The organism is Hyphomicrobium sp. (assembly GCF_035572195.1).
Taxonomy (GTDB): domain Bacteria; phylum Pseudomonadota; class Alphaproteobacteria; order Rhizobiales; family Hyphomicrobiaceae; genus Hyphomicrobium_B.
Genome location: NZ_DATNBA010000130.1, coordinates 20,394 through 40,516, shown reverse-complemented (window position 1 = coordinate 40,516; position 20,123 = coordinate 20,394). Strand labels below are relative to the sequence as shown.

The following is a 20,123-nucleotide window of genomic DNA, read 5'->3' as shown; positions in this document are numbered from 1 at the left end:
CGTGTCAGATGCCAATGTGCAATTTGAAAATGCAACCCAAGGAAGCGCCGGTTCTGATCGTCCCATGCGGACGACAAGCCAAACGCGGAGTTTTTTCATGGGTCTTGCATCACATCAAAACATGGCCGTTGCAGCGTCGCTCGCCGTGCTGGTCATCGCCGCGCCAATTGCCTTAAAGACGTACCAAGACGAGCGAACGCGATCTCCCGATTGGCCGGCGCCGAAGCCAACCGCCGTCGCGGCAGTGCCGGCGCAGTTGGGCAAGCAGCCGTCGGAGGAAAAAAAGCAGGAGCGGCTGACGCCGGCAGCCAAGCTCGACAGCAAGCCTTTTCCGGACAACGCCGATTTCCAGGAGAAGACCGAGGCCCAACCGTCCGTCCAAAGTCTCGATGGACGAGGCGATAAACTGGGCTCCGCGTCCAGCGCCGCGAACCTGGCGCTAGACGGTTTATTGGCCAAGCCTGCAGCGGTTCCCCCGCCGCCACCTCCTTCGCACTTAGCGGCACCGTCTCCGGCGCCGGCAGGTTTGCCGAACGGCATCGCCGGCTTCGATGCCGGAAAGGCGGCGAGAGACGAACTTTCAAATCTCCCAGCTCGCCAGCTCAAATTTGGCCAGTCCAATCTCGGGATGCCAAATTCCTTGGCGTCGGTTGAGCCGCCTGAGGCGTCAAAGGCGCGCCCAAGCGATGAGGAGCGTGACGTCTTCAACGCGCCCGACGTGAACCCAGTCAAGCAGGCCGCTACCGAACCGGTTTCCACGTTCTCGATCGACGTCGACACCGCATCTTATTCGTTCATGCGGCGGGCGCTTAATTCCGGGCACTTGCCACCGAAGGAGGCCGTGCGGGTCGAGGAATTGATCAACTACTTCCCGTATTCCTATCCAGCACCGGAATCGGCCGATCCGCCGTTCAAACCGACTGTGACGGTAATGCCGTCGCCGTGGAAGCCGACGGACAAGCTCGTGCATATCGCGATCAAGGGCTACGATCTGAAACGCGCCGAGCGTCCGCGCGCCAATCTCGTGTTCCTTATGGACGTCTCGGGCTCGATGGGGCCTGAGGATCGTCTGCCGCTCGTCAAGAATGCTCTCAGGCTTCTGGTCGATCAGCTGCAGCCGGACGACACCGTCGGCATCGTGACCTACGCGTCGGGGTCCGGCATCGCGCTGGAGCCGACGAAGATTTCGGATAAGCAGAAGATCTTCGCTGCCATCGACAAACTCGAAGCGGGTGGCTCTACGAACGGCGCAGGCGGCATCGCAGACGCCTACCGTCTCGCCGAAGCCGGCTTCGACAAGAGTGCCGTCAACCGCATCATTCTTGCGACCGATGGCGACTTCAATGTCGGCATTACCGATCGCGATCAGCTGACGAGCTACATCGAACGCAAGCGCAACAGCGGTGTGTTCCTGTCGGTCCTCGGCGTCGGCCAAGGCAACCACAACGACGCGTTGATGCAGTCGCTGGCGCAGAACGGCAACGGCACGGCGGCTTATGTCGATACATTGAATGAAGCGCGCAAAGTTCTGGTCGATGAAGCCTCGTCGTCGCTCTTCACGATCGCCAAGGACGTCAAAGCTCAGATCGAATGGAACCCGGCGCGGGTCGCGGAATACCGTCTCGTTGGCTACGAAACGCGGGCGCTGAAGCGAGAGGATTTCAACAACGATCAAGTCGATGCGGGAGACATCGGATCGGGGCACGCCGTGACGGCGATCTACGAAGTGACGCCTGTAGGGGCGCCGCGTCTCGTCGATGATTTGCGATACGCGAAGGCGACGGCGGAAACTGCCGCCGCGTCGCCGAGCCCGGCTGCGGCCACATCTTCCGGCGGCCGTTCAGATACCGCGGAACTCGGATACCTGAAGCTGCGTTACAAAAAGCCGAACGAAACGACATCGCAACTTATCTCGCTGCCGATCACTGATGAACTGTCAAAACCTACGATCACCGACGTTCCGCAGGACGTTCGCTTTTCAGTCGCCGTTGCGGCATTTGGCGATATCGTGAGAGGAGCGCCTTACGTTAATGGCTACACCTATGACGACGTCATTGCCCTCGCACAGAGTGCTCGCGGCGATGACCCTTATGGCTATCGCGCCGAATTCATAAACCTCGTGAGGCTTGCGAAATCTGCGCGGCCCTGAGGGCCGAGCGGATGGGAGAGGAGCGGTTGGTTGCGGGACCAACTGCTCCTCTTTTGTGTTTTGCCGCCGCCATCGACCACGGTTTTAATTTATCCGGCGTTCCCGATAACGGCGGGAATTTTCTCATAAAAACAAACATTTACGGTTTGTCGCGCCTGATTTGCGTCCGTCTTGCAACTGTTCCCTGGGGAACAGACGGATTTTGCAAAACGAACAACTGTTCGCCTTGACCTCACCGCAATCTTCGGACAAACAGAACGCTCGTTCGGTTTTCATGACCAATTCATTTCAGATCGCCGCTCCAAATGCCGAAATTGAAACCAGACACGCAGCGCGCCCGGCGCGAGCACATACTCGACGCGGCGCTTACCTGCTTCGCACGCGGGGGCTTCCACGCGACGACGATACACACGATCTGCCGCGAGGCGGGTGTCAGTCCCGGGGCGCTCTACGTCTATTTCGACAGCAAGGAAGCGTTGATCGCCGGTCTCTGCGAGCGCGATCGCGCTGAGTTCGCCGAGCGGTTCGCTCATCTCGCTTCGGCTCCAAATTTTCTCGACGCGCTGGCCGCCATTGGCGAGCACTACTTCGTCGATGAATCTCCCGACAAACAGCGGTTCGTCGTCGAGATGGGGGTTGAATCGACGCGCAATCCGCGCATCGCCGATATCTTCATGAGTGTCGACAAGTACTGCAGCGACAGTTTCGAGGCGCTCTTTCGGCGTCTCAAGGATGAGGGCCGCATCGCGCCCCGTGTCGACATTCCGACGCTCGCAAAAGTCTTCAACGTGCTCGGCGACGGCATGTTTTGGCGGCGCGCCATCGAGCCTAACGCAGAAATGCGCGCCGTCTTGCCGGTACTAATCGATTTGATCGGCACTCTGCTCAATCCGACGGAACGTGCCTCCGACGGCAAAGCGACACCTGCCAAAGAGGCGCGCCGATGAACGTCAGGAAAATCATCAAAAGCCTCATGATGGGCTTGATGGTCGCCGGTGTCGCGGCGGGCGCCGGCTACATTTTCATCGAGAAGAAACATACGGCCGCCATCCAGGCGCAGCGGCTGGAGGCGGCCAAGCCCATCGCGGCGCCGACAATAACGGTTTCGAAAGTCACGACGGAAGATTTCGTCCAGACTGCCGCGGTGTCAGGCTCGCTCGTGCCGCGCGAGGAAATTCTTGTTTCGCCCGAAATCGAGGGCCTGCGAGTGCGCGAATTGCTCGCGGACGAGGGCGATCACGTCAAGAAAGGCCAGGTTCTGGCCCGTCTCGTCTCCGAACAGATCGACGCGCAGCTCGCTCAAAACGAAGCCAATCTTGCGCACTCGAACGCGGCGATCGCGCAAGCTAAAAGCCAAATCGTGCAAGCCGAAGCCCAGGCGAAAGAAGCCCAGGCTCAGCTCGTGCGCGCCGAGCCGCTGAAGAAGTCGGGCTATCTCTCGGGCGCTACCTATGATCAGCGCGAAAGCGCTGCGGGCACGACCGCTGCACAGTTGGTCGCGGCGCGTGACGGATTGACGGCTGCCGAGGCCGACAAGGCGCAGGTGACAGCGCAGCGTCGCGAAATCATGTGGCGTCGAAGCAATACCGATGTGACCGCACCCAAGGATGGCATTATCAGCCGCCGGACGGCGCGGATCGGTGCGATGGCGTCGGCCATCGGCGAGCCGATGTTCCGGATCATCGAGGACGGTGAAATCGAACTCGACGCCGAGATCGTCGAAACCGAATTGAAAAACGTCAAGGTCGATCAGAAGGCTGTCGTTACGGTTCCGGGATACGGTGATTTCAACGGCAGAGTGCGGCTGGTGTCGCCGGAAGTTGACAAGACGACGCGATTGGGCCGCGTCAAAATCTTTCTTGGTGCCAACCCGGTACTGCGCATCGGTTCGTTCGCGGAAGGGCGCATTGAGACGGCGCGCAGCCGTGGCCTCGCCGTGCCCTCATCAGCGGTCACGTTCGAGCAGGACGCGATTTCCGTCCAGGTCGTCGTCAACGGCAACAAGATCGAGCAACGCATCGTTCCGGTCGGGCTCACCGCCGGAGACTTCATCGAAGTGAAGGACGGTCTTAAAGAAGGCGATGTCGTCGTGACGCGCGCCGGCACGTTCCTGCGCGACGGCGATGTCGTTCGCCCGGTCGTGCCGGAAGCGGCGCTGAGCGAGGCGAAATAATGCGCATCAACGTCTCGGCATGGTCGATCCGCCGTCCCGTCCCCGCGATCGTTTTGTTCGCGGTGCTGATGCTGCTCGGCCTCTTGAGCTTCAAACAGCTTCCCGTCACACGGTTTCCGAACATCGATATTCCGATCGTATCGGTCATGATCACGCAATCGGGCGCGGCACCGGCCGAACTCGAAACGCAAGTCACGAAGGTCGTCGAGGACGCCGTCGCAAATATCTCCGGCGTGAAGCACATTACCTCGACGCTGACGGACGGCACGTCGACGACGGTGTTGGAATTCCGGCTTGAAACCGATCTCGACCGGGCCCTGAATGACGTCAAGGATGCGATCGCGACGAAACGCGGAGATTTGCCGCGCACGATCGATGAGCCGGTTATCCAGCGCATCGACGTCGAAGGCCAGGCGATCCTGACCTATGCGGCCACATCGCCAGGCATGACGCTCGAACAGCTCTCGTGGCACGTCGATGATGTCATCAAGCGACGTCTGCAGGCGACGAAGGGCGTCGGGCGTGTCGAACGCTATGGCGGCGTCGATCGCGAGATACGCGTCAATCTCGATCCCGAAAAGCTTTTGGCTTACGGCATCACGGCCGCGCAAGTGAACAGCCAAGTCCGCGCGACCAATGTCGATCTCGGCTCCGGCCGCGGCGAGGTCGGCGGCCAGGAGCAGGCGATCCGCATGCTGGCGGGAGCCCGGCAGGTCAGTGCGCTGGCAGACGCCAAAATCATTCTCGGCGGCGGCCGCGAGGTGCGCCTCAAGAATCTCGGTCGCGTCGTCGATGACGCGAGCGAACAGCGGTCGTTCGGCCGGCTCAACGGCCAGCCTGTCGTGTCGTTCTCGATTTTCCGCATGAAAGGAACGAGCGAGCTTTCGGTTGCCGATGCGGTGGACAAGACCCTCAAGGAGCTCGAGACCAAGTACCCGGATGTAAAGCTGACGAAGATCGACGATGCCGTCGCCTATACGCGCGGCAACTACGTTGCTGCCATGGAAGCACTGATCGAAGGCGCGGCGCTCGCCGTGCTGGTCGTGCTTTTGTTCCTGCGCAACATGCGCGCGACACTGATCTCGGCCATAGCGTTACCGCTGGCTGCCATCCCGACCTTCTGGGCGATGAGCGCTTTCGGATTTTCCCTGAACCTCGTCAGCCTGCTCGGCATTACGCTCGCGACTGGCATTCTCGTCGACGATGCGATCGTCGAGATTGAGAATATCGTGCGCCATATGCACATGGGCAAATCGCCATATCGTGCCGCTCTCGAGGCCGCCGACGAGATCGGCTTAGCCGTCATCGCCATCACCCTGACGATCGTTGCGATCTTTGCGCCGGTTTCGTTCATGGGCGGCATCGCAGGACAGTACTTCAAGCAGTTCGGCATGACCGTTGCCGTCGCGGTGCTCTTTTCGCTGCTCGTCGCTCGCCTCATCACACCGATGATGGCGGCTTACCTGATGCGGCCCATTCCGGAAAAAGCGCATGTCGATGGGGCGCTGATGCGCTTCTATACGCGCTTTCTGGCGGCGACCCTGCGCTGGCGTTATGCAACGCTCATCAGCGGCGTCGCGCTGTTCTCGGCTGCCATCTACGCGACGACGCTGCTGCCGACCGGCTTTCTTCCCGATGAGGATACGTCGCGCGTCGTCGTCTCGGTCGAGCTGCCGCCCGGCACACAGCTTGACGATACCCTGAGCAAGACGGACCAAATGGTGAAGTCGTTGCGGGCCATACCCGAAGTCTCGCAGGTCTTCGTGCTTGGCGGCACGAGCCCCACCGGACAGCTCGAGGTCCGGCGCGCCGCGCTCTTCGTCAAGCTCGTGCCGAAGACGGACAGAAAGCTGACGCAGAAGCAGCTGAAAACCATCATAGCTGCGAAGCTTTCCGACATTCCGGACAGCCGCGCCTGGTACGTGAACGAGCGTGGCGAACGCGAGCTGTCATTCTCCATGCTGTCGCGCAGCGGCGAAGACTTGAACGCCGCAATCGGCAAGGTCGAGGACGCCTTGCGTCAGGTTCCGGGCTTCCGCAACGTTGCCGCGGCGGGTTCGACCGAACGGCCCGAGATCCGCGTCGTGCCGCACCTCGATGAAGCCGCGCGGCTTGGCGTTGCGCCGGATCAGATCTCCGAGACCATTCGAGTTGCGACCATCGGTGACGCCGATTTCAACCTCGCAAAATTTACCGTCGGCGACCGCCAGATTCCGATCCGCGTGCAGCTCGATGAGAAGACGCGAACCGAGATGAAGCAGATCGAGCAACTGCGCGTCACTAACGCGGCAGGCAAATCCATCCCGCTCACGGCGGTTGCCTCAGTCGAATTCGGCCGCGGCCCGGCCTCGATCACCCGCTTCGACCGTGAGCGACGCGCCGTGGTGGGCGTCGATCTCGATCGTGGCGTGCCGCTCAGCGTGGCGCGCGAACGCTTCCTCAAGGTTATAGAGGCGCAGAAGCTGCCGCCGTCCGTTTCGCTGCAGCCCTCAGGTGACGCGGAAATCCAGGACGAAGTGGCAAACGGCTTTATCGGGGCGATGGGGACCGGTGTCCTAATCGTACTCGGGCTGCTAATCCTGCTGTTCGGCAGCGTGTTTCAGCCCGTTACAATTCTCTTGTCGTTGCCGCTGTCGTTTGGCGGCGTCGCACTGAGCCTGCTTGTCACCGACAATCCGATCAGCATGCCTGTTTATATCGGCCTGTTGATGCTGATGGGCATCGTGACCAAGAACGCGATCATGCTCGTCGATTTCGCGATCGAGGAAATTGCCCGGGGCGTCGAACGCCGCGAGGCGATCATCGATGCTGGCCGCAAGCGGGCACGGCCGATCATCATGACGACGCTTGCAATGGCTGCCGGCATGCTTCCCAGCGCATTTGCGCTCGGGGACGGCGGCGAATTTCGAGCTCCGATGGCAATCGCGGTGATCGGCGGCCTTCTCGTTTCAACCCTGTTGTCGCTGGTCTTTGTACCGTCGTTCTTCACGGTCATGGATGACGTCGGATACCTGATGCAGCGTATTTTTGGCCGCTTCGTCGGACCAAGAGACGAACCGGAGGAAGCGCTGCCTATCGCCTCTCAATTTGGTAAACACCCAAATTCCGCCAAGCGTCGCCCTCTGCCGCTCGCCGCGGAATAAAAAAGAAAGCAAATATCGACCGGGCGATTGTGGATGACATGTGCCGTGACTACGTTTCGGCAGCTGTCGTAACAAGAGGACTTCGCCATGTTCGACGCAAAATCCATACTTGAAAGTATTGTGCGTGGGGCAGCGCCCTCGCAGTCACCGCAACAATCGGGCGGTGGCTTTGCAGACATTCTCAACGAAATTCTGAAAGACAACGGCGCCGGTCGAGGCGGCGCGCAAGGCGGCGGTAGTGGCAGCCTCGGCGACATCCTGAGCGAGATCGGCAAAACCCTCAGTCAGCCTCAAGGCCAGTCGCCATCCGGAACCCCGCCAAGCGGCGGCAGCGGAGATCCAGGCAAGGGTCTTGGCGACATCTTTGGGGAACTCGCCCGCAAGCTCGGCCAACCTTCGCAGACGTCGTTTCCGTCTTCGGCGCCGCGTCAGGGGGCACCCGGGACCAGCGCCGGTCCGGGCCAGGACGCCGGTCCCGATCTCGGCGACATCCTCGCACAGATCAAAGACAAGCTCGGGCAGGCCGGCGGGTCGGTGACGGACGGCGGCAGCATCACCGACGTACTGGGCAAGATATTCACGCAAGCAACTCAAGGCGTGAAAGAAGGTGCGACGCGCATCGGAGAGGCGACGGGCGCCAGCGATGCGTTGGGTCGCGTGACTGGGAATGCCGACACCGACGAACTCTTGGCGAAGCTCAAAGCCATCGTGCAAAACAGCCCATTCGCGGCTGGTACGGCTGCCGGTGGCCTCGGCGGCTTGGTGCTCGGCACACGTGCCGGCCGCTCGCTAGCGGCAAATGCGGTGCGGATCGGCGCGCTGGCCATGATTGGTGGCCTCGCCTACAAGGCCGTACAAAATTATCAGGCCGGCAGACCCTTGATCACCGGAGCGACATCGCCCGAAGCGGCTCCAGCCGGTTCAGGCTTCGAACCAGCGGCGGTTACGAACGATGCTGCCGCCCACTACATCCAGGCGATGATCGCCGCAGCGGCTGCCGACGGCCGCATCGATGCCGCGGAGCACGATAATATTATCGGCGGCCTGAAGCAGGCGGGAGTCGATAGCGAGGCCGAGGCGTTTCTTGCGAACGAATTGAACAACCCACCCTCGGTTCAAGACTTAGCTCGTTCCATCACGTCGCCGCAGGAAGCCGTGCAAGTTTATACGGCCGCGCGCATTGCCGTTACGGTCGATTCGCCTGCCGAAAAGCAATTTCTGACTTCCCTCGCTCAGGCACTTAATATCGATCCGAAGCTCGCGGCACACATCGATGCGACCGCCGCGAGTGCCGCCGCCTGACGTCGCGTTCGCGTGCCGGCGTTTCGTTTGAGGAGCGCAAACAAAAAGGGCGCCTGAATAATCCGGGCGCCCTTCGGTATTTCAACGTGGCCGACGAAAAAGCTTCGCGGCCTAGTTTGTCTTCTCAGAGCCGGCAGAAGCGGTCGACGCCTGATCGCCAAGCTTGAAGAATGTATCGACCCGCATGCCAGTGAACAGCGGCGGATGTCCGTCGAGAGCAACCATCACTTCGACGACTTCGACGTCGTTCGGCCTGCGCGGGCCACGCGTCGCGATGCGTGGCGCACCAAGCGACTGCGAGATGGACGTCACAGAACCTTCGAACGTCTTATCCGGGAAGGCGTCGGCTTTCACGACCACCCGCTGGCCGACATGAACCTTGGCAGCGTCGCGCTCTTCGACTTCGGCGCGAAGCTGGAGGCTCGACAGATCGCCGAACACCACAACGGCGCTGTCAGGCGACGGAACGGCCGTCTCGCCGACCTTTGCCAGCACATTAAGAACGGTACCATCGGCCGGAGCACGCACGCGGGTCCGCTCAAGGGCCAGTTCTGCCGATCTCAGATCGGCTCGCGCCAGCGCCAGCGACGACTCGAGCCGCATCGGCAAAGGCATGTCGGGTTTGGCATCGACCTCTGCCAGCTTCTTCGTCGCGCTGGCGGCGGCCTCCCGCCGAGTCGCAAGGGTCTTGCGCGCAGCTTCCACTGCGTCGGCGTTGCCTGATCCCGTCTTCATGGCACGGTACGCGGCATCGAAAGCTTCGTGCGCGGCAAACAGATCTTCGTTGGCCTTGAAGACAGCGTCTTCGGCGTTGCGCCGGTCGACGGCAAGCCCCGTTACTTGCTCTTCAGAGCGTTCGCGCTCGCGCACGCCCGCTTCAGCGGCGGCAGCGGCGATTTTGACATAATAGTCTCTATCGTCGATCCGCAGCAGAGGATCGCCGGCTTTGACCTGATCGTTGGTATCGGCAAGGACTTCGACGATCTTGCCGGGGACCTCGCTGGCTAGCCGGATCTCGCCGTTCTTCGGCTCGACGCGTCCGGTTGCCGAGGCTGCCCACTGGGCGGCGATGGGCGGCGGCGTCTCAGCGTGGGCGGCACCGGTCAGGGTGTTGAGCGAGCCACCCTTCGACAGCAGGTTGACGCCGAATCCCATAGCAAGCGCCAACGCACCCCCGACCAATATGGTCGAGATGGCGGGATCAATCTTCTTAAGCATGCAGCTTTCGCCTCTTGGTCAAATCGGTAATTTCGGGGGCATTGATGCCTTCCGGCCGGCGTTCCTCGCCGACGATCTTGCCGTCTTCGATCCGCACGACGCGGTCGGCATAGCCCAAGGTTCGCGGGTCGTGCGTAACGGCAAGCACGCTGCGATTCTGTTCCTTGGCAATTCTTGCGAGAAGCGCCATGACGGCGTGGCCATTCTCACCATCGAGAGCGGCGGTCGGCTCGTCCGCAAGGACGATCGACGGCGAGCTCGCAATGGCGCGGGCGACCGCGACGCGCTGCTGTTCACCACCCGACAGATTGCGGGGATAGTTGGTCAGGCGGTGGCCGAGGCCAACTTCGCGTAGAACCTCTTCCGAGCGGCTCGTCGCGGCGAAGCCCTTGATGCCCCGGACGTCGAGAGCGATGCGCACGTTTTCGAGAGCGCTCAGCGTTGGAAACAGGTTGTAGGACTGGAAGATGAAGCCGATGTGGTCGCGGCGCACTTTCGCAAGCTCTTCGGCGGAAAGACCTTCGACGGACATGCCGGCCATATGGATCGTGCCGGATGTCGGCTTCATGATACAGCCGAGGATCGACAGCAGCGTCGTCTTGCCGGAGCCCGACGGGCCCATCAGCAGCGTCAGCTCGCCGGGGACAAGTTCAAGCGACACGCCCTTGAGCGCCATCACCAAACCGGCACCAGAGCCGAGTTCCTTGACGATATTGTCGCCCCGAAGGACGGGAGATGTGGTCATCGCGCAAACACCGTAGCCGGATCGATTTTAGTGACCTTGACGATGGCCGACAGCGCCGAGATTGCGCACATGAACAGCGTCAACGCGAAGAGCCAGAATGCCAATCCCGGCGTCATTACCAACGGCAATGACGAATTGCGACTGGCGTAGAGAATGAGAAGTGCAATCATCATTCCCAACAGGTAACCCATGACGGCACTCAACCCGGCCTGAGCCAGGATGACCTTATGAATGTAACCTTTTGACGAGCCGAGGGCACGTAAGGTCGCGAATTCGTGAATATGGTCTTTTGTGCTCGAATACAGCGTCTGGGCGACGATGACGGTTCCGACGAGGCTGCCGAGAATGGCGCCACCAATCAGGGCCAAGCCCGCACCGGTCCGGAACAGCCACTGCTTCAGGCTGCGGCTCTCGAACTCGTCCTTCGTCAGAACGTCAGCGCTTTCTAGCCGCTGGCTTAAATCAGCCTTCACCTTAGCTATGTCGGCGCCCGGGGCGAGTTTCACAAGCAGGAAGGTCGTTTTGTCGTCGTCAACACCCAATAACTGACGAGCGCGGTTGAGGGTCGTGTATGCATAGGGTGACTGGGTGAACGAGCGAATGCCTTCGGTAAGCGCACGGATCTTCACTCTGCCCGATGCGACTTGCGCCGTGTCGCCGATACCGTTGACGCCCAATTCACCTAGATAGCTGCGATCGACCGCGATGGCGTCCGGAGCCTTGATATCCTCGAGCGTTCCCTCGCTGAGAGACCACGGAACGAGGCCCTTGTCTTCGCTGTCGGAGCCGACGACAACGACGCGAGACGAGCCGCCCGATGGTTTACGCCATTCGGCGAACGCCACGACGAGGGGCACCACGCTTTGCACGCCAGCGGCTGCCAAAGCCTGATGGCGCTCGCGGTCGCTTAACAGTATTCCACCATCTTCGAAACTCTTCGCTCCATAAGCCGTAATGAAGAGATCGGCGTCAGAGTGCGCGATGTTAGCCGTGATCATTCGGCTCGACCCGAGATAGAGCCCGAGCTGCACAGCGACGAGAACGATCGAGAAAAGAATGCCGATCAGCGTAACCGCCAGGCGAACACGATCATGCAGTAAGTTGCGGAGCGCGAGGGTGAAAATCATGGTGCCTGTCGGATCTTTCGAAATGTTATGGACGGGGCATTCGCTCTGCGCCTGGTGCGACAGCGTCTATATCTTATCAGTTGGGCATGCCGTCTGCAGGGTCGTATAGTGTTGTTGATTAGCAGGTGCTACCTCGAAACCTGAAGCAATGCCCGCGCCAACCAATGAAGGCGGAATTAAGCACAATGCAGTCGCATGCAAGCCCTAAACACCGATTAGCAATTAAGCTCCAATGTTTCGCCGTTTTCGAGACGTAGCAGAATAAAAGTTAATCCCTCATCTGCGGTTTATTGTCATGCAGCACATCAACATTGCGAAGTATTCAGGTCCGGCGCTTCGCGCCGCGGCTATCGTGGCAGGCTTCGCGATCTCCGTCGCACCAGCGGGCGCAACGCCACCCGAAGTCGGCATCTGGTACGACGATACCGGCAGAGGCGCTGTCAAAATCGACATTTGCGGCGACACGCTCTGCGGCAAAATCGTGTGGCTCAAGGAGCCGGTGAATGTCAAAGGCGAAGCGCTGACCGATAAGAATAATCCCGAACCTTCGATGCGGCGCCGGCCGATTTGCGGTCTTCCTGTTCTCGGCGATCTCCAGCAGATGTCGGAAGGTGGATTCGACAACGGCTGGGTTTATGACCCGAAGGTCGGTAAATCATATAGCGCGGCTCTCGATCTTTTGAATGCCAACACTTTGAAAGTCACGGGCTACGCGGGAATGAGATTCCTCGGCAAATCGCTTATCTGGACTAGGGCTCCGGAAGACCTGCCGTCCTGTGCCCCCGACGCTGCGTCGGCACCCGACAAAGTGGCGCCCCAGGGTAACAAGACGACCGCTAGTGCAGCCGGGAAAAAGAAGAAGTCCGCTCCTGCTGCGGCCAAGCTTGGCGCCTCGAACGTGAAACCGGCGCGCAAGCCAACCAATCCCGTAAGTGCCTCTACTCCGCGGCCCCCTGTTGCTTCGAACTAGTCGAAGTAGATTTTCCGACCACTACGCCCTCCGCAACCTTGTCGGCCTGGCGGGCCAACAGCCGGTCGACGAACTCCAAGGTCCGCTCAACAACGTAGCCGCGCTGGCGATCGAGCGTCACCAAGTGGTAGCTGTCGTCGAGAACCGACACCTCGACCATTCCGCCGAGCTTGCGCTGCAGAGCCATCGTATTCTTGATGTCGCTTTGGTCGTCATGGCGCGGATGAAAGATCAGCGTGTGCAGCTTCACCATCGATAGCATTGGGCGCACATTTCTCACGAGTGAGAAGAACTCGTAGACCGTGCCGCCGCCGCGCGCGGTAACATCCGCCGGCATCAAGTCGCCGCCACGCATCGCCTCAAGTGCGAAGTTGCGAACACGTTCATCTTTGATGCCGTAGGGAGCCGGTGTGCGGAATTTGAAGAGACGCGCCGTCCACTTGTCGGTGACACAGTGGAAAAGTTTCAACATCTTCGGAATGGCCCAGCCATTGACCGCAAGGGTCGGTGCGTAAAGCAGGAGGCCCGCTGCCTGATCCTGCCGATAGGCGGCAAGCCGGAGCGCCAGTATTGATCCTGCCGAGGACCCACCGATAACGACCGTTTCGCACATGCCCCTCAGGTCATCGAAGGCGGCTGCGATCGATTTGTACCAATCCTGCCATGTCGAAAGACCCGAAACGTCGGTTCCGAAGGTCATGCCCGGAACCACGGGGCAATAAACGGTCAAGCCTTTGCGCGAAAGCGCATGCGCGACCGCTTTCAATTCAAGAGGAGAGCCCCCGAGCGAGTGAATCAGCAACACGCCAGATGGGCCGCCGGGAACAAAGAGACTGCCGCGCGGCGCCTTAAATTTCGAAGTATTTTTCATTATCTAACGATGCACTCGCTGTTACACCACGCGACCGCTCTTACGACGCGATCGCAACGGATGCCAACGCAACTTTGTCGCGTCGCCATAGATCCATGGGTATTGTGAATTTCCCGCACTTAAGATTTAGTTTGTGAAGGTATTACGAAGCCGCTGATATGACCAGACCTTTTGAACTTGAGTGCCGGCAGATTGGTAAAAATTGGACCCTATGCCGCAGTGCAACCGAGCGGCCCGCTTTAGAATTCAGGGACTTCGTTCTGCTGCATTGCAGCGAAAAAAGTTGAACACCGTAGCCAGTTATGGCTTCGTAATAGATAAGCATCTCGGGGTTGGGTTTTTACGTGAAGACCACCCGCGGTCCTTGGGGTTGCCCACAAGTTATGCGCCGGCATACCGCTAGGTGTTCGCCGCTTTTGCGCCGCAGCACGGCCAAGCGATGAAAAGCCGGTAATGGCGTGACCGCACGCCGCGCTAGACACTGTTCGCGCGCAATCAGCTGATTATACTTGCCGCAGATGAAAGCGCCACGCAGCCGCTCGACCGGCGACGGCCAAGGACTGGATTCAAGTGATCGCTTCGGTGCGTTTGGCCATTTCACTGCTCGTCGTCATTGCCATCGTAACGAGCCAAGTGGCGCTGCCGGCGTCCGCGGCGGAAGCTATCAGCCGCGCCGATTACGAAGCCTGCCAGGCGCGAGACGATGCCGGTCTCAGAGCCGCGGTCGTCACGATCGCCACCGACGCGATCACAAATGGCACCAAGACTATCGATTACAAGGCGCTTGTCGCTGATCAGTGGCGAGAGAATAACCTCGACCAGATCATCGACACGCAGGTCGACATCGCGGTCCAGGAGGTCACGAACGAGACGAGTTGGTCGGATCGGCTCAAGTCTCTGGCCAATGCGGAGAAGTCGCAGGAGCTCGCAACCGCGGTGGCCGAGCGCGTCTACCGCTCGGATGCGGTTAAAGCCGCCATTGAAAGCCTTGCCACCGGCGTCGCCAGGGACGTCGGCAAAACCATCGAACTTGCGAGCTCGGACGCCACCGGGCCGCTGCTCGACTGCCTGAAAGCATTCATCGGTCCACGCTATGGCGTCGCCATCGCAAACGCACTCGCCGGCGATGCCGGTAAGGATGTCGCGATTGATCCGAAGCGGGGCTCGATCGACGTTTCGGCCGGCTCGGTTCTGAAGGAAACCACTGGGGGCCTCGCCGGCGCGACAATCCTGATCGTACGCCGCCAGCTCGCAAATCTTGCGACGCGGGTGGGGCAACGCATCGTCGGCAGCGTCCTGTCGCGCCTCGTCTCGGTCGTCGCCGGCGGCGTCGGCCTAGTGCTGATCGCCAAAGATATCTGGGAGTTCCGCAATGGCGTTCTACCGATCATCGCGACCGAGATGAAATCACCGGCGACCAAGGAAAAGGTGCGCGAGGAACTGGCCAGCATGCTCGCAGAGCAAATGAACGATCACGTCAAAGACATCGCGTCGGCGGCTGCGGATCACGTCATCGAGGTCTGGCAAACGTTCAGGCGGGCTCACGCCCTGGTGCTCCAGATTGCCGAGCAGAATGGTGAGTTCCGCAAATTTCTGGATGGGGTCAAACCGGAAGCGCTGCCGCGCCTCGATGAGGTCGTGTCGCTCCTCGTCGCCTCGGAAGGCCAAGGGTCTATTCTCAAGCGCCTTCAGGACGGGTCGCTTAACACGGCCGTACACTCAATGCCGACGAACGGCCTCGAGATCGCGAGAGACACGAAATCTGTCGCTACCGCCCTTGATTGGATGGCGCTCGCCGGAGACCGCCTCGACAGCGTCGTGAACTACGAGTTGCATCGGCGCGTCGCACCCGGCGACCTGACCCGCGCGTCCCTCGACAGGATATTGGCGCTCAACAATCGCACGGCCATCGTCAGGATCGCGAGCTTGCCGCCGGAAGCGCGCGACACGTTGTTCAACCTCACTTCGGACGACCTCAACGCGCTGCTGAAAGCCCTGTCCGGAGACGAACTCAAGGCTCTGGCGGGCTATTTGAGAGGTTTGCAGCCGGGACCACGTGACAAGGTTCTCAAAGCCGTGGCTGCGGACCCGGCCAAAATGCAGATTTTGGCAACCGGAAGCGTCCGCGAACGGATCATCGCCAGCAACGATCAGGCCGCGGCAGCCGACATGATGCTCGAACCGGCGAGCAGGCTCTCGCCGCGGGAGTTCATTGAGGATGCAAAGCTGGTCGGGCAGGGTCGCGTGGCGCCGCTGCTACTCTGGGATAAGCACCCGTGGAGCGTAGCGCTTACGGGCCTCACGATATTGATTTTTCTAGCCTGGATCAGTCGTCTGTTCCGGCCGAGAACCAGGCCCCCGGCGCCCGTTCCAGGGGCCTAGCTGCGGCCTGCTGACACCAAGCTGCAACTGTCCACACCCAAACACTGGCCGTGTGTCTAGGCATGCTCGATGCCTGCTATAAGGATTCGCGAAATGAGCGATGAACCGTAGGCCAAAGGGGGCGAACATGCGCGTTCGATTCAGAAGCGAGGAGGGAGTACGCGACATGGGATTAAAGGCGCCGAGCATCATCACTTTCATGCTTTCGGTTATTCTTGCCGTGATCGTCTTGATGTCGGAATACTTCGGCGCCGAGATACCGGGACTGAAGGGCAACGAACTCTGGGCGCTGCTGGCGTCCTACGCCGTTCTGATGCTTGGATGCATGGTGCCGGGCTTGTAGCGCCGGCGAGATATCTTTGCCGCGGCGCGACACGGACAACGCATGCAAAATGCGCGCTTGATCTTAATCAAGATTCGTTGACGATGTGCGCTCGTGTCGCGCGGCATCCCGCGGAATGGAGCAACGGCATGCCGCTCAGTATCGATCACGGTATGCCGAACGAACTGCCACAGACATTTGCGCGCCGGGCCCGCCATTCTTCGAAAGCCATTATAACGGCGGTCGTGTTGACGCTCGCGGCCCTGTTCGCAATCGCGATCACAGCGCACGACAAGGCGTCGGTGACCATCAAGACATTTAGCCCCGTTACCAATTTACCGGTCTTGGATCGGTCAGTCCTGGTGCCCGTCGTCGATCGCCAGCCGGGGAACAAGCGGCTCGGCTCGCACGAGGCCTCGCACTGAGTTGCCGAGAAAAATTGCGTCCGACCTATTCAAATCATCGACCGTCAACCGGCCCTCTTCGACGCGCGCTTGATCGAGCAGCGCGGCCCTGAGCGTACCGGGAAGAACGCCGGCGGAAAGCCGCGGCGTCACGAGCTTACCGCCGCGCTCGACGAATATCGTCGTCCGGCTGCCCTCGCAAAGCTCGCCCGTCTCGTTCAGATAGATGACTTCATCGGCGCCGAGCGTATTTGAATAGTGCTGCCATTCGCGGTCATAAAGTTCGCGGCGCGTCGTCTTGTGGTAGAGGAAAAGATCAGCGCTGTTGAGGCGGGTGTCGGATATGACGTACCGCATCATCGCATCGGCGGAGGGCGCGGGCTGCGCCGTTGCAGTGACGGAAACGCCGCCGTCTTCGTCGAGCAGCAGACGCACCCGCAACCGTTCAGCCGGTCTTGCCGCAATCGCCGCGTCGATGGCGTCACGCACTTTCACGGCGTCGAATGCAAAGCCGAAATATGTCGCCGACGCCGCCAGGCGCGCGAGATGGTAGCCTCGTAGCCAAATACCGGCGTCAGGCTCATACAGCATCGTTTCGATCAATTCGAAACGCCGCACGGGGTCGGTCAGAAATTTCATTTTCAGAAGACATTCGGCGTACTCTTTGACGCCGTCGGAATCGTACACGATGCCGGAGCCGATGCCCATTTCTCCGGCCCCATTGCGATCGATAACGGCCGTTCTAATTGCGACATTGAACAACGCCGATCCATTCGGCGAAAAGCGGCCGATGGCGCCGCAGTAGACGCCGCGCGGTTCGGTCTCGAGTTCGCGGATAAGCTCCATCGCCCGGATTTTCGGCGCGCCTGTCACGGAGCCCGGAGGAAAGATCGCCTTCAGGATATCGACGACGCCAATACCGTCCTTCAGCCGGGCGCGAACGCCGGAAGTCATCTGATGCAAAGTCTTGAACGTCTCGATCGTAAAGAGATCGGTGACGTTTACCGATCCGGGATCTGCGATGCGGCCAAGATCGTTGCGCATCAGGTCAACGATCATCAGATTTTCGGCGCGGTTCTTGACGTCGGTCGAAAGCGCGTGGCTCGCTTCAGCGTCGGCTTCGAGCGTGCCGGCCCGAGGCGCCGTACCCTTCATCGGCCGGGTCTCAATAGCTCTGCCACGCTGCTCGATGAAAAGTTCAGGCGACGCGGAAAGGATCGTCGCATCGCCCGTATCGACGAGACCGCCGTACGCCACGCGCTGCTTAAGGCGCACGTCGCGATAGAGAGCGAGCGGCGAGCCGTTGAGTTTGAACTTCGCCTTGAACGTCAGATTGAGCTGGTAGATGTCGCCGCTTCTGATGTTGCTCGCAACTTTTTCGAACCTCTTCAGGTAGGAGACGCTATCCCAGCTATGTCCAAGCTCGCCGAGTGCGGGATTGCCGATCGCCTCTTCGGTCAACCAGCCTTGGACTTCGGCACCGGTCAGTTCGCGCGGACCCGTGTAGAGCCCAAACCAGAGGAGCGGGACTTTGCGATTGGCGGGCAGCAGGGGCGCAAGTTTCGGCTCCAGGAGATAGCCAAGCTCATAAGCGAAGAAGCCGGCGGCGTGGAGGCCGCGCGACAACCCGGACGCCAGTGCAGCAAGCGCGCGCTCGACATCTGCCGGCTCGTCAGCGCGGATGATTTCAACCGGATGCTCGAAAAGCTGCGACACGGCTTCGAGACTCGTACTGTCGTCGAGTAGGACGAAGCCTTCTGCAAGGGCTGGTGATTTGTGAGCGGTCGTCTCGCTCGGGGCGGGATCGGGTGTGGCGGAGGCGACGGGTTCGGATGTTCGAGAATTCATGCCTGCTTCTATCGTGGCACGACGACGATTTCCACCGGTCCCAGTCGCCGCACGTTCATCGCCCTAGGAGCCGCATCCTTTCTATGCAGGGTGGCGCCGCTTGTCCGGGCGCGACAAATGCAACCGGAACAATTCCGATCGGGTTGCGCATCGACGCGCTGCGTGGCGTGATGCACCGCCTCAGACGACGCTCGTTTGCGTGCGACGGAGGAAAATCTCAAGTGCGTGCTTCCCACCCCGGTTTTTTGTGCTATACGGCGCTGCACGGGCCGCTCGGAGACGAGCGGCCTTGTTTATCCGGACGACGTCTTGCCAGAAATTGGCCGGACACATTCTTGGTGACGCGGGGTGGAGCAGCCCGGTAGCTCGTCAGGCTCATAACCTGAAGGTCGTTGGTTCAAATCCAGCCCCCGCAACCAACTAAAAGCCCAAGACACCGCTTATTTTGAACGTGACGCGCGAGTTGGTGCTCTGCGGCTAAGCGGAATAGTCCTGCAAATTGCTTTGGCTCGATTCGAAGCTCGGACGATTAGTTCTATAGTGCGAGCAAACGGAGGATATTTTTATGCCCACGATGTCGGACCTGCGCCGGAAACGCATCACCAGCAAACAACGCAAGGTGAAGAACGCCGCGAAACGCGCGGCTAAGGCGGCCAAGCGCGAACGCAATAGCGTGGGCTGACTTAGGACCTTTGGTCGTCAGGTTGCCGCTGCTCATTCCCAAGGCATCGGGTTGGCGAACAGGCCAAGAAAGCCGACACGTTGGCCGGGATCGGTTCTGCGGTCGGCATCATTTGAACCCACCGATAGTTTCTTGCGTGCCATTGGCAAACCATGCCGGTTCTGACGCTGGTGCGCGTTACCTTGCGCTGCCAGTTTTGAGCGTGCGCTCTTACTTGGCTGCTTACTTCTAGCCCTGACCTTCGCCGCTGGTTTCGCCACCGCCGTACGCTTTCGAACTGTTGGTTTCAGTTTCGCCTGCTTCGGGTGCTCCTGCCATCCTTTGGGGTCAGGCGCGATCAGCGCTCCGGTATCGGCGAAGGCGACAAGCTGGACATGCGACTTGGGATCGTTTTGTGGGTTCAGCGCAGCAGTCGCTATCGGGTCCGTCGTAACAGCCACACGAACAGTTTCGGAATTCCCGGTGAACTTGCTGCTCAACGCCTCGGCGGCTTGGCGCGAGTCCGGCGATACGAAAGCGGTGCCCTGCGAAGCCAGTAAAAATTCACTCCGGTTCGTCAACGACACAAACTCCGGAAGCGGCACCGTTTGATCGGGACCGGCAGGCGCGGCAGCAATGGCCGCTTCGTATTTTGTTTCACTTGGCAGCACAATCGCCAATGCGGCGGTGAATAGAATTACAAAAGCCTTCGGTTCCATGGCTTGCTCCCCTTCGCTCCCCAAGGGATTTCAGCCGATAACGGCGGCAGGAACGTGACCGTTGCGTCAACAACTGCCGTTGCACTAAG

General features: G+C 60.3%; 14 protein-coding genes and 1 tRNA gene. 9 read left to right on the top strand and 6 right to left on the bottom strand.

Going from position 1 to position 20,123, the window contains the following annotated elements:
• The first annotated feature begins 97 nt into the window (after positions 1 to 97).
• The 5 genes from VN623_RS10930 to VN623_RS10910 all read left to right on the top strand — a co-directional run bounded on the left by VN623_RS10930 (position 98) and on the right by VN623_RS10910 (position 8,767).
• The gene (locus VN623_RS10930) at positions 98 to 2,149 is read left to right on the top strand and encodes a VWA domain-containing protein (RefSeq protein ID WP_325570979.1); all 2,052 of its coding nucleotides are present in this window, start codon (positions 98 to 100) and stop codon (positions 2,147 to 2,149) included.
• Positions 2,150 to 2,454: 305 nt separating this feature from the next.
• Positions 2,455 to 3,096, top strand: coding sequence for a TetR/AcrR family transcriptional regulator (locus VN623_RS10925; protein ID WP_325570978.1), 642 nt, complete (start codon positions 2,455 to 2,457; stop codon positions 3,094 to 3,096).
• Positions 3,093 to 4,322, top strand: a complete 1,230-nt coding sequence (locus VN623_RS10920) for an efflux RND transporter periplasmic adaptor subunit (protein WP_325570976.1) — start codon at positions 3,093 to 3,095, stop codon at positions 4,320 to 4,322. The genes VN623_RS10925 and VN623_RS10920 overlap by 4 nt, the downstream gene beginning before the upstream one ends.
• Positions 4,322 to 7,465, top strand: coding sequence for an efflux RND transporter permease subunit (locus VN623_RS10915; protein WP_325570974.1), 3,144 nt, complete (start codon positions 4,322 to 4,324; stop codon positions 7,463 to 7,465). Before VN623_RS10920 ends, VN623_RS10915 begins: the two co-directional genes overlap by 1 nt.
• 87 nt (positions 7,466 to 7,552) lie before the next feature.
• Positions 7,553 to 8,767 (top strand): tellurite resistance TerB family protein, encoded by a 1,215-nt coding sequence (locus VN623_RS10910; RefSeq protein WP_325570972.1) that lies wholly within the window; start codon positions 7,553 to 7,555, stop codon positions 8,765 to 8,767.
• 111 nt (positions 8,768 to 8,878) lie between these two features.
• Here VN623_RS10910 and VN623_RS10905 read toward each other — a convergent pair whose 3' ends face one another.
• Genes VN623_RS10905 through VN623_RS10895 form a run of 3 tightly spaced genes read right to left on the bottom strand, consistent with a single transcriptional unit; the run spans position 8,879 to position 11,857 of the window.
• Positions 8,879 to 9,985, bottom strand: coding sequence for an HlyD family secretion protein (locus VN623_RS10905; protein WP_325570970.1), 1,107 nt, complete (start codon positions 9,983 to 9,985; stop codon positions 8,879 to 8,881).
• Positions 9,978 to 10,730, bottom strand: coding sequence for an ABC transporter ATP-binding protein (locus VN623_RS10900; protein WP_325570968.1), 753 nt, complete (start codon positions 10,728 to 10,730; stop codon positions 9,978 to 9,980). Before VN623_RS10900 ends, VN623_RS10905 begins: the two co-directional genes overlap by 8 nt.
• The gene (locus VN623_RS10895; RefSeq protein ID WP_325570966.1) at positions 10,727 to 11,857 is read right to left on the bottom strand and encodes an ABC transporter permease; all 1,131 of its coding nucleotides are present in this window, start codon (positions 11,855 to 11,857) and stop codon (positions 10,727 to 10,729) included. The genes VN623_RS10900 and VN623_RS10895 overlap by 4 nt, the downstream gene beginning before the upstream one ends.
• Positions 11,858 to 12,152: 295 nt before the next feature.
• Between VN623_RS10895 and VN623_RS10890 the strand changes: the two genes are divergently transcribed.
• Positions 12,153 to 12,827 (top strand): DUF2147 domain-containing protein, encoded by a 675-nt coding sequence (locus VN623_RS10890; protein ID WP_325570964.1) that lies wholly within the window; start codon positions 12,153 to 12,155, stop codon positions 12,825 to 12,827.
• Here VN623_RS10890 and VN623_RS10885 read toward each other — a convergent pair.
• Complete coding sequence (locus VN623_RS10885; RefSeq protein ID WP_325570962.1) at positions 12,796 to 13,698, bottom strand: alpha/beta hydrolase; 903 nt, start codon at positions 13,696 to 13,698, stop codon at positions 12,796 to 12,798. The genes VN623_RS10890 and VN623_RS10885 overlap by 32 nt on opposite strands.
• Before the next feature lie 570 nt (positions 13,699 to 14,268).
• On the opposite strand from VN623_RS10885, the gene VN623_RS10880 reads away from it, so the two are divergent.
• Both VN623_RS10880 and VN623_RS10875 read left to right on the top strand, forming a co-directional pair.
• On the top strand, positions 14,269 to 16,080 hold the full coding sequence (locus VN623_RS10880) for a hypothetical protein (protein ID WP_325570961.1): 1,812 nt from the start codon (positions 14,269 to 14,271) through the stop codon (positions 16,078 to 16,080).
• A gap of 127 nt (positions 16,081 to 16,207) precedes the next feature.
• Positions 16,208 to 16,423 (top strand): hypothetical protein, encoded by a 216-nt coding sequence (locus VN623_RS10875; RefSeq protein ID WP_325570960.1) that lies wholly within the window; start codon positions 16,208 to 16,210, stop codon positions 16,421 to 16,423.
• Between the two features lie 332 nt (positions 16,424 to 16,755).
• Here VN623_RS10875 and pabB read toward each other — a convergent pair whose 3' ends face one another.
• Positions 16,756 to 18,654, bottom strand: coding sequence for an aminodeoxychorismate synthase component I (gene pabB, locus VN623_RS10870; protein ID WP_325570958.1), 1,899 nt, complete (start codon positions 18,652 to 18,654; stop codon positions 16,756 to 16,758).
• Between the two features lie 342 nt (positions 18,655 to 18,996).
• On the opposite strand from pabB, the gene VN623_RS10865 reads away from it, so the two are divergent.
• Positions 18,997 to 19,073, top strand: a tRNA-Met gene (locus VN623_RS10865).
• A 295-nt stretch (positions 19,074 to 19,368) separates the two neighbouring features.
• Here VN623_RS10865 and VN623_RS10860 read toward each other — a convergent pair.
• Positions 19,369 to 20,034 (bottom strand): hypothetical protein, encoded by a 666-nt coding sequence (locus VN623_RS10860; protein ID WP_325570956.1) that lies wholly within the window; start codon positions 20,032 to 20,034, stop codon positions 19,369 to 19,371.
• Between the last annotated feature and the right edge of the window lie 89 nt (positions 20,035 to 20,123).

What these genes read in the sequence shown, in the direction of transcription:
- VN623_RS10930 (WP_325570979.1), top strand. Translation starts at nt 98, where the DNA reads ATGGGTCTTGCATCACATCAAAACATGGCCGTTGCAGCGTCGCTCGCC.
- VN623_RS10925 (WP_325570978.1), top strand. Translation starts at nt 2,455, where the DNA reads ATGCCGAAATTGAAACCAGACACGCAGCGCGCCCGGCGCGAGCACATA.
- VN623_RS10920 (WP_325570976.1), top strand. Translation starts at nt 3,093, where the DNA reads ATGAACGTCAGGAAAATCATCAAAAGCCTCATGATGGGCTTGATGGTC.
- VN623_RS10915 (WP_325570974.1), top strand. Translation starts at nt 4,322, where the DNA reads ATGCGCATCAACGTCTCGGCATGGTCGATCCGCCGTCCCGTCCCCGCG.
- VN623_RS10910 (WP_325570972.1), top strand. Translation starts at nt 7,553, where the DNA reads ATGTTCGACGCAAAATCCATACTTGAAAGTATTGTGCGTGGGGCAGCG.
- VN623_RS10905 (WP_325570970.1), bottom strand. Translation starts at nt 9,985, where the DNA reads ATGCTTAAGAAGATTGATCCCGCCATCTCGACCATATTGGTCGGGGGT.
- VN623_RS10900 (WP_325570968.1), bottom strand. Translation starts at nt 10,730, where the DNA reads ATGACCACATCTCCCGTCCTTCGGGGCGACAATATCGTCAAGGAACTC.
- VN623_RS10895 (WP_325570966.1), bottom strand. Translation starts at nt 11,857, where the DNA reads ATGATTTTCACCCTCGCGCTCCGCAACTTACTGCATGATCGTGTTCGC.
- VN623_RS10890 (WP_325570964.1), top strand. Translation starts at nt 12,153, where the DNA reads ATGCAGCACATCAACATTGCGAAGTATTCAGGTCCGGCGCTTCGCGCC.
- VN623_RS10885 (WP_325570962.1), bottom strand. Translation starts at nt 13,698, where the DNA reads ATGAAAAATACTTCGAAATTTAAGGCGCCGCGCGGCAGTCTCTTTGTT.
- VN623_RS10875 (WP_325570960.1), top strand. Translation starts at nt 16,208, where the DNA reads ATGCGCGTTCGATTCAGAAGCGAGGAGGGAGTACGCGACATGGGATTA.
- pabB (WP_325570958.1), bottom strand. Translation starts at nt 18,654, where the DNA reads ATGAATTCTCGAACATCCGAACCCGTCGCCTCCGCCACACCCGATCCC.
- VN623_RS10860 (WP_325570956.1), bottom strand. Translation starts at nt 20,034, where the DNA reads ATGGAACCGAAGGCTTTTGTAATTCTATTCACCGCCGCATTGGCGATT.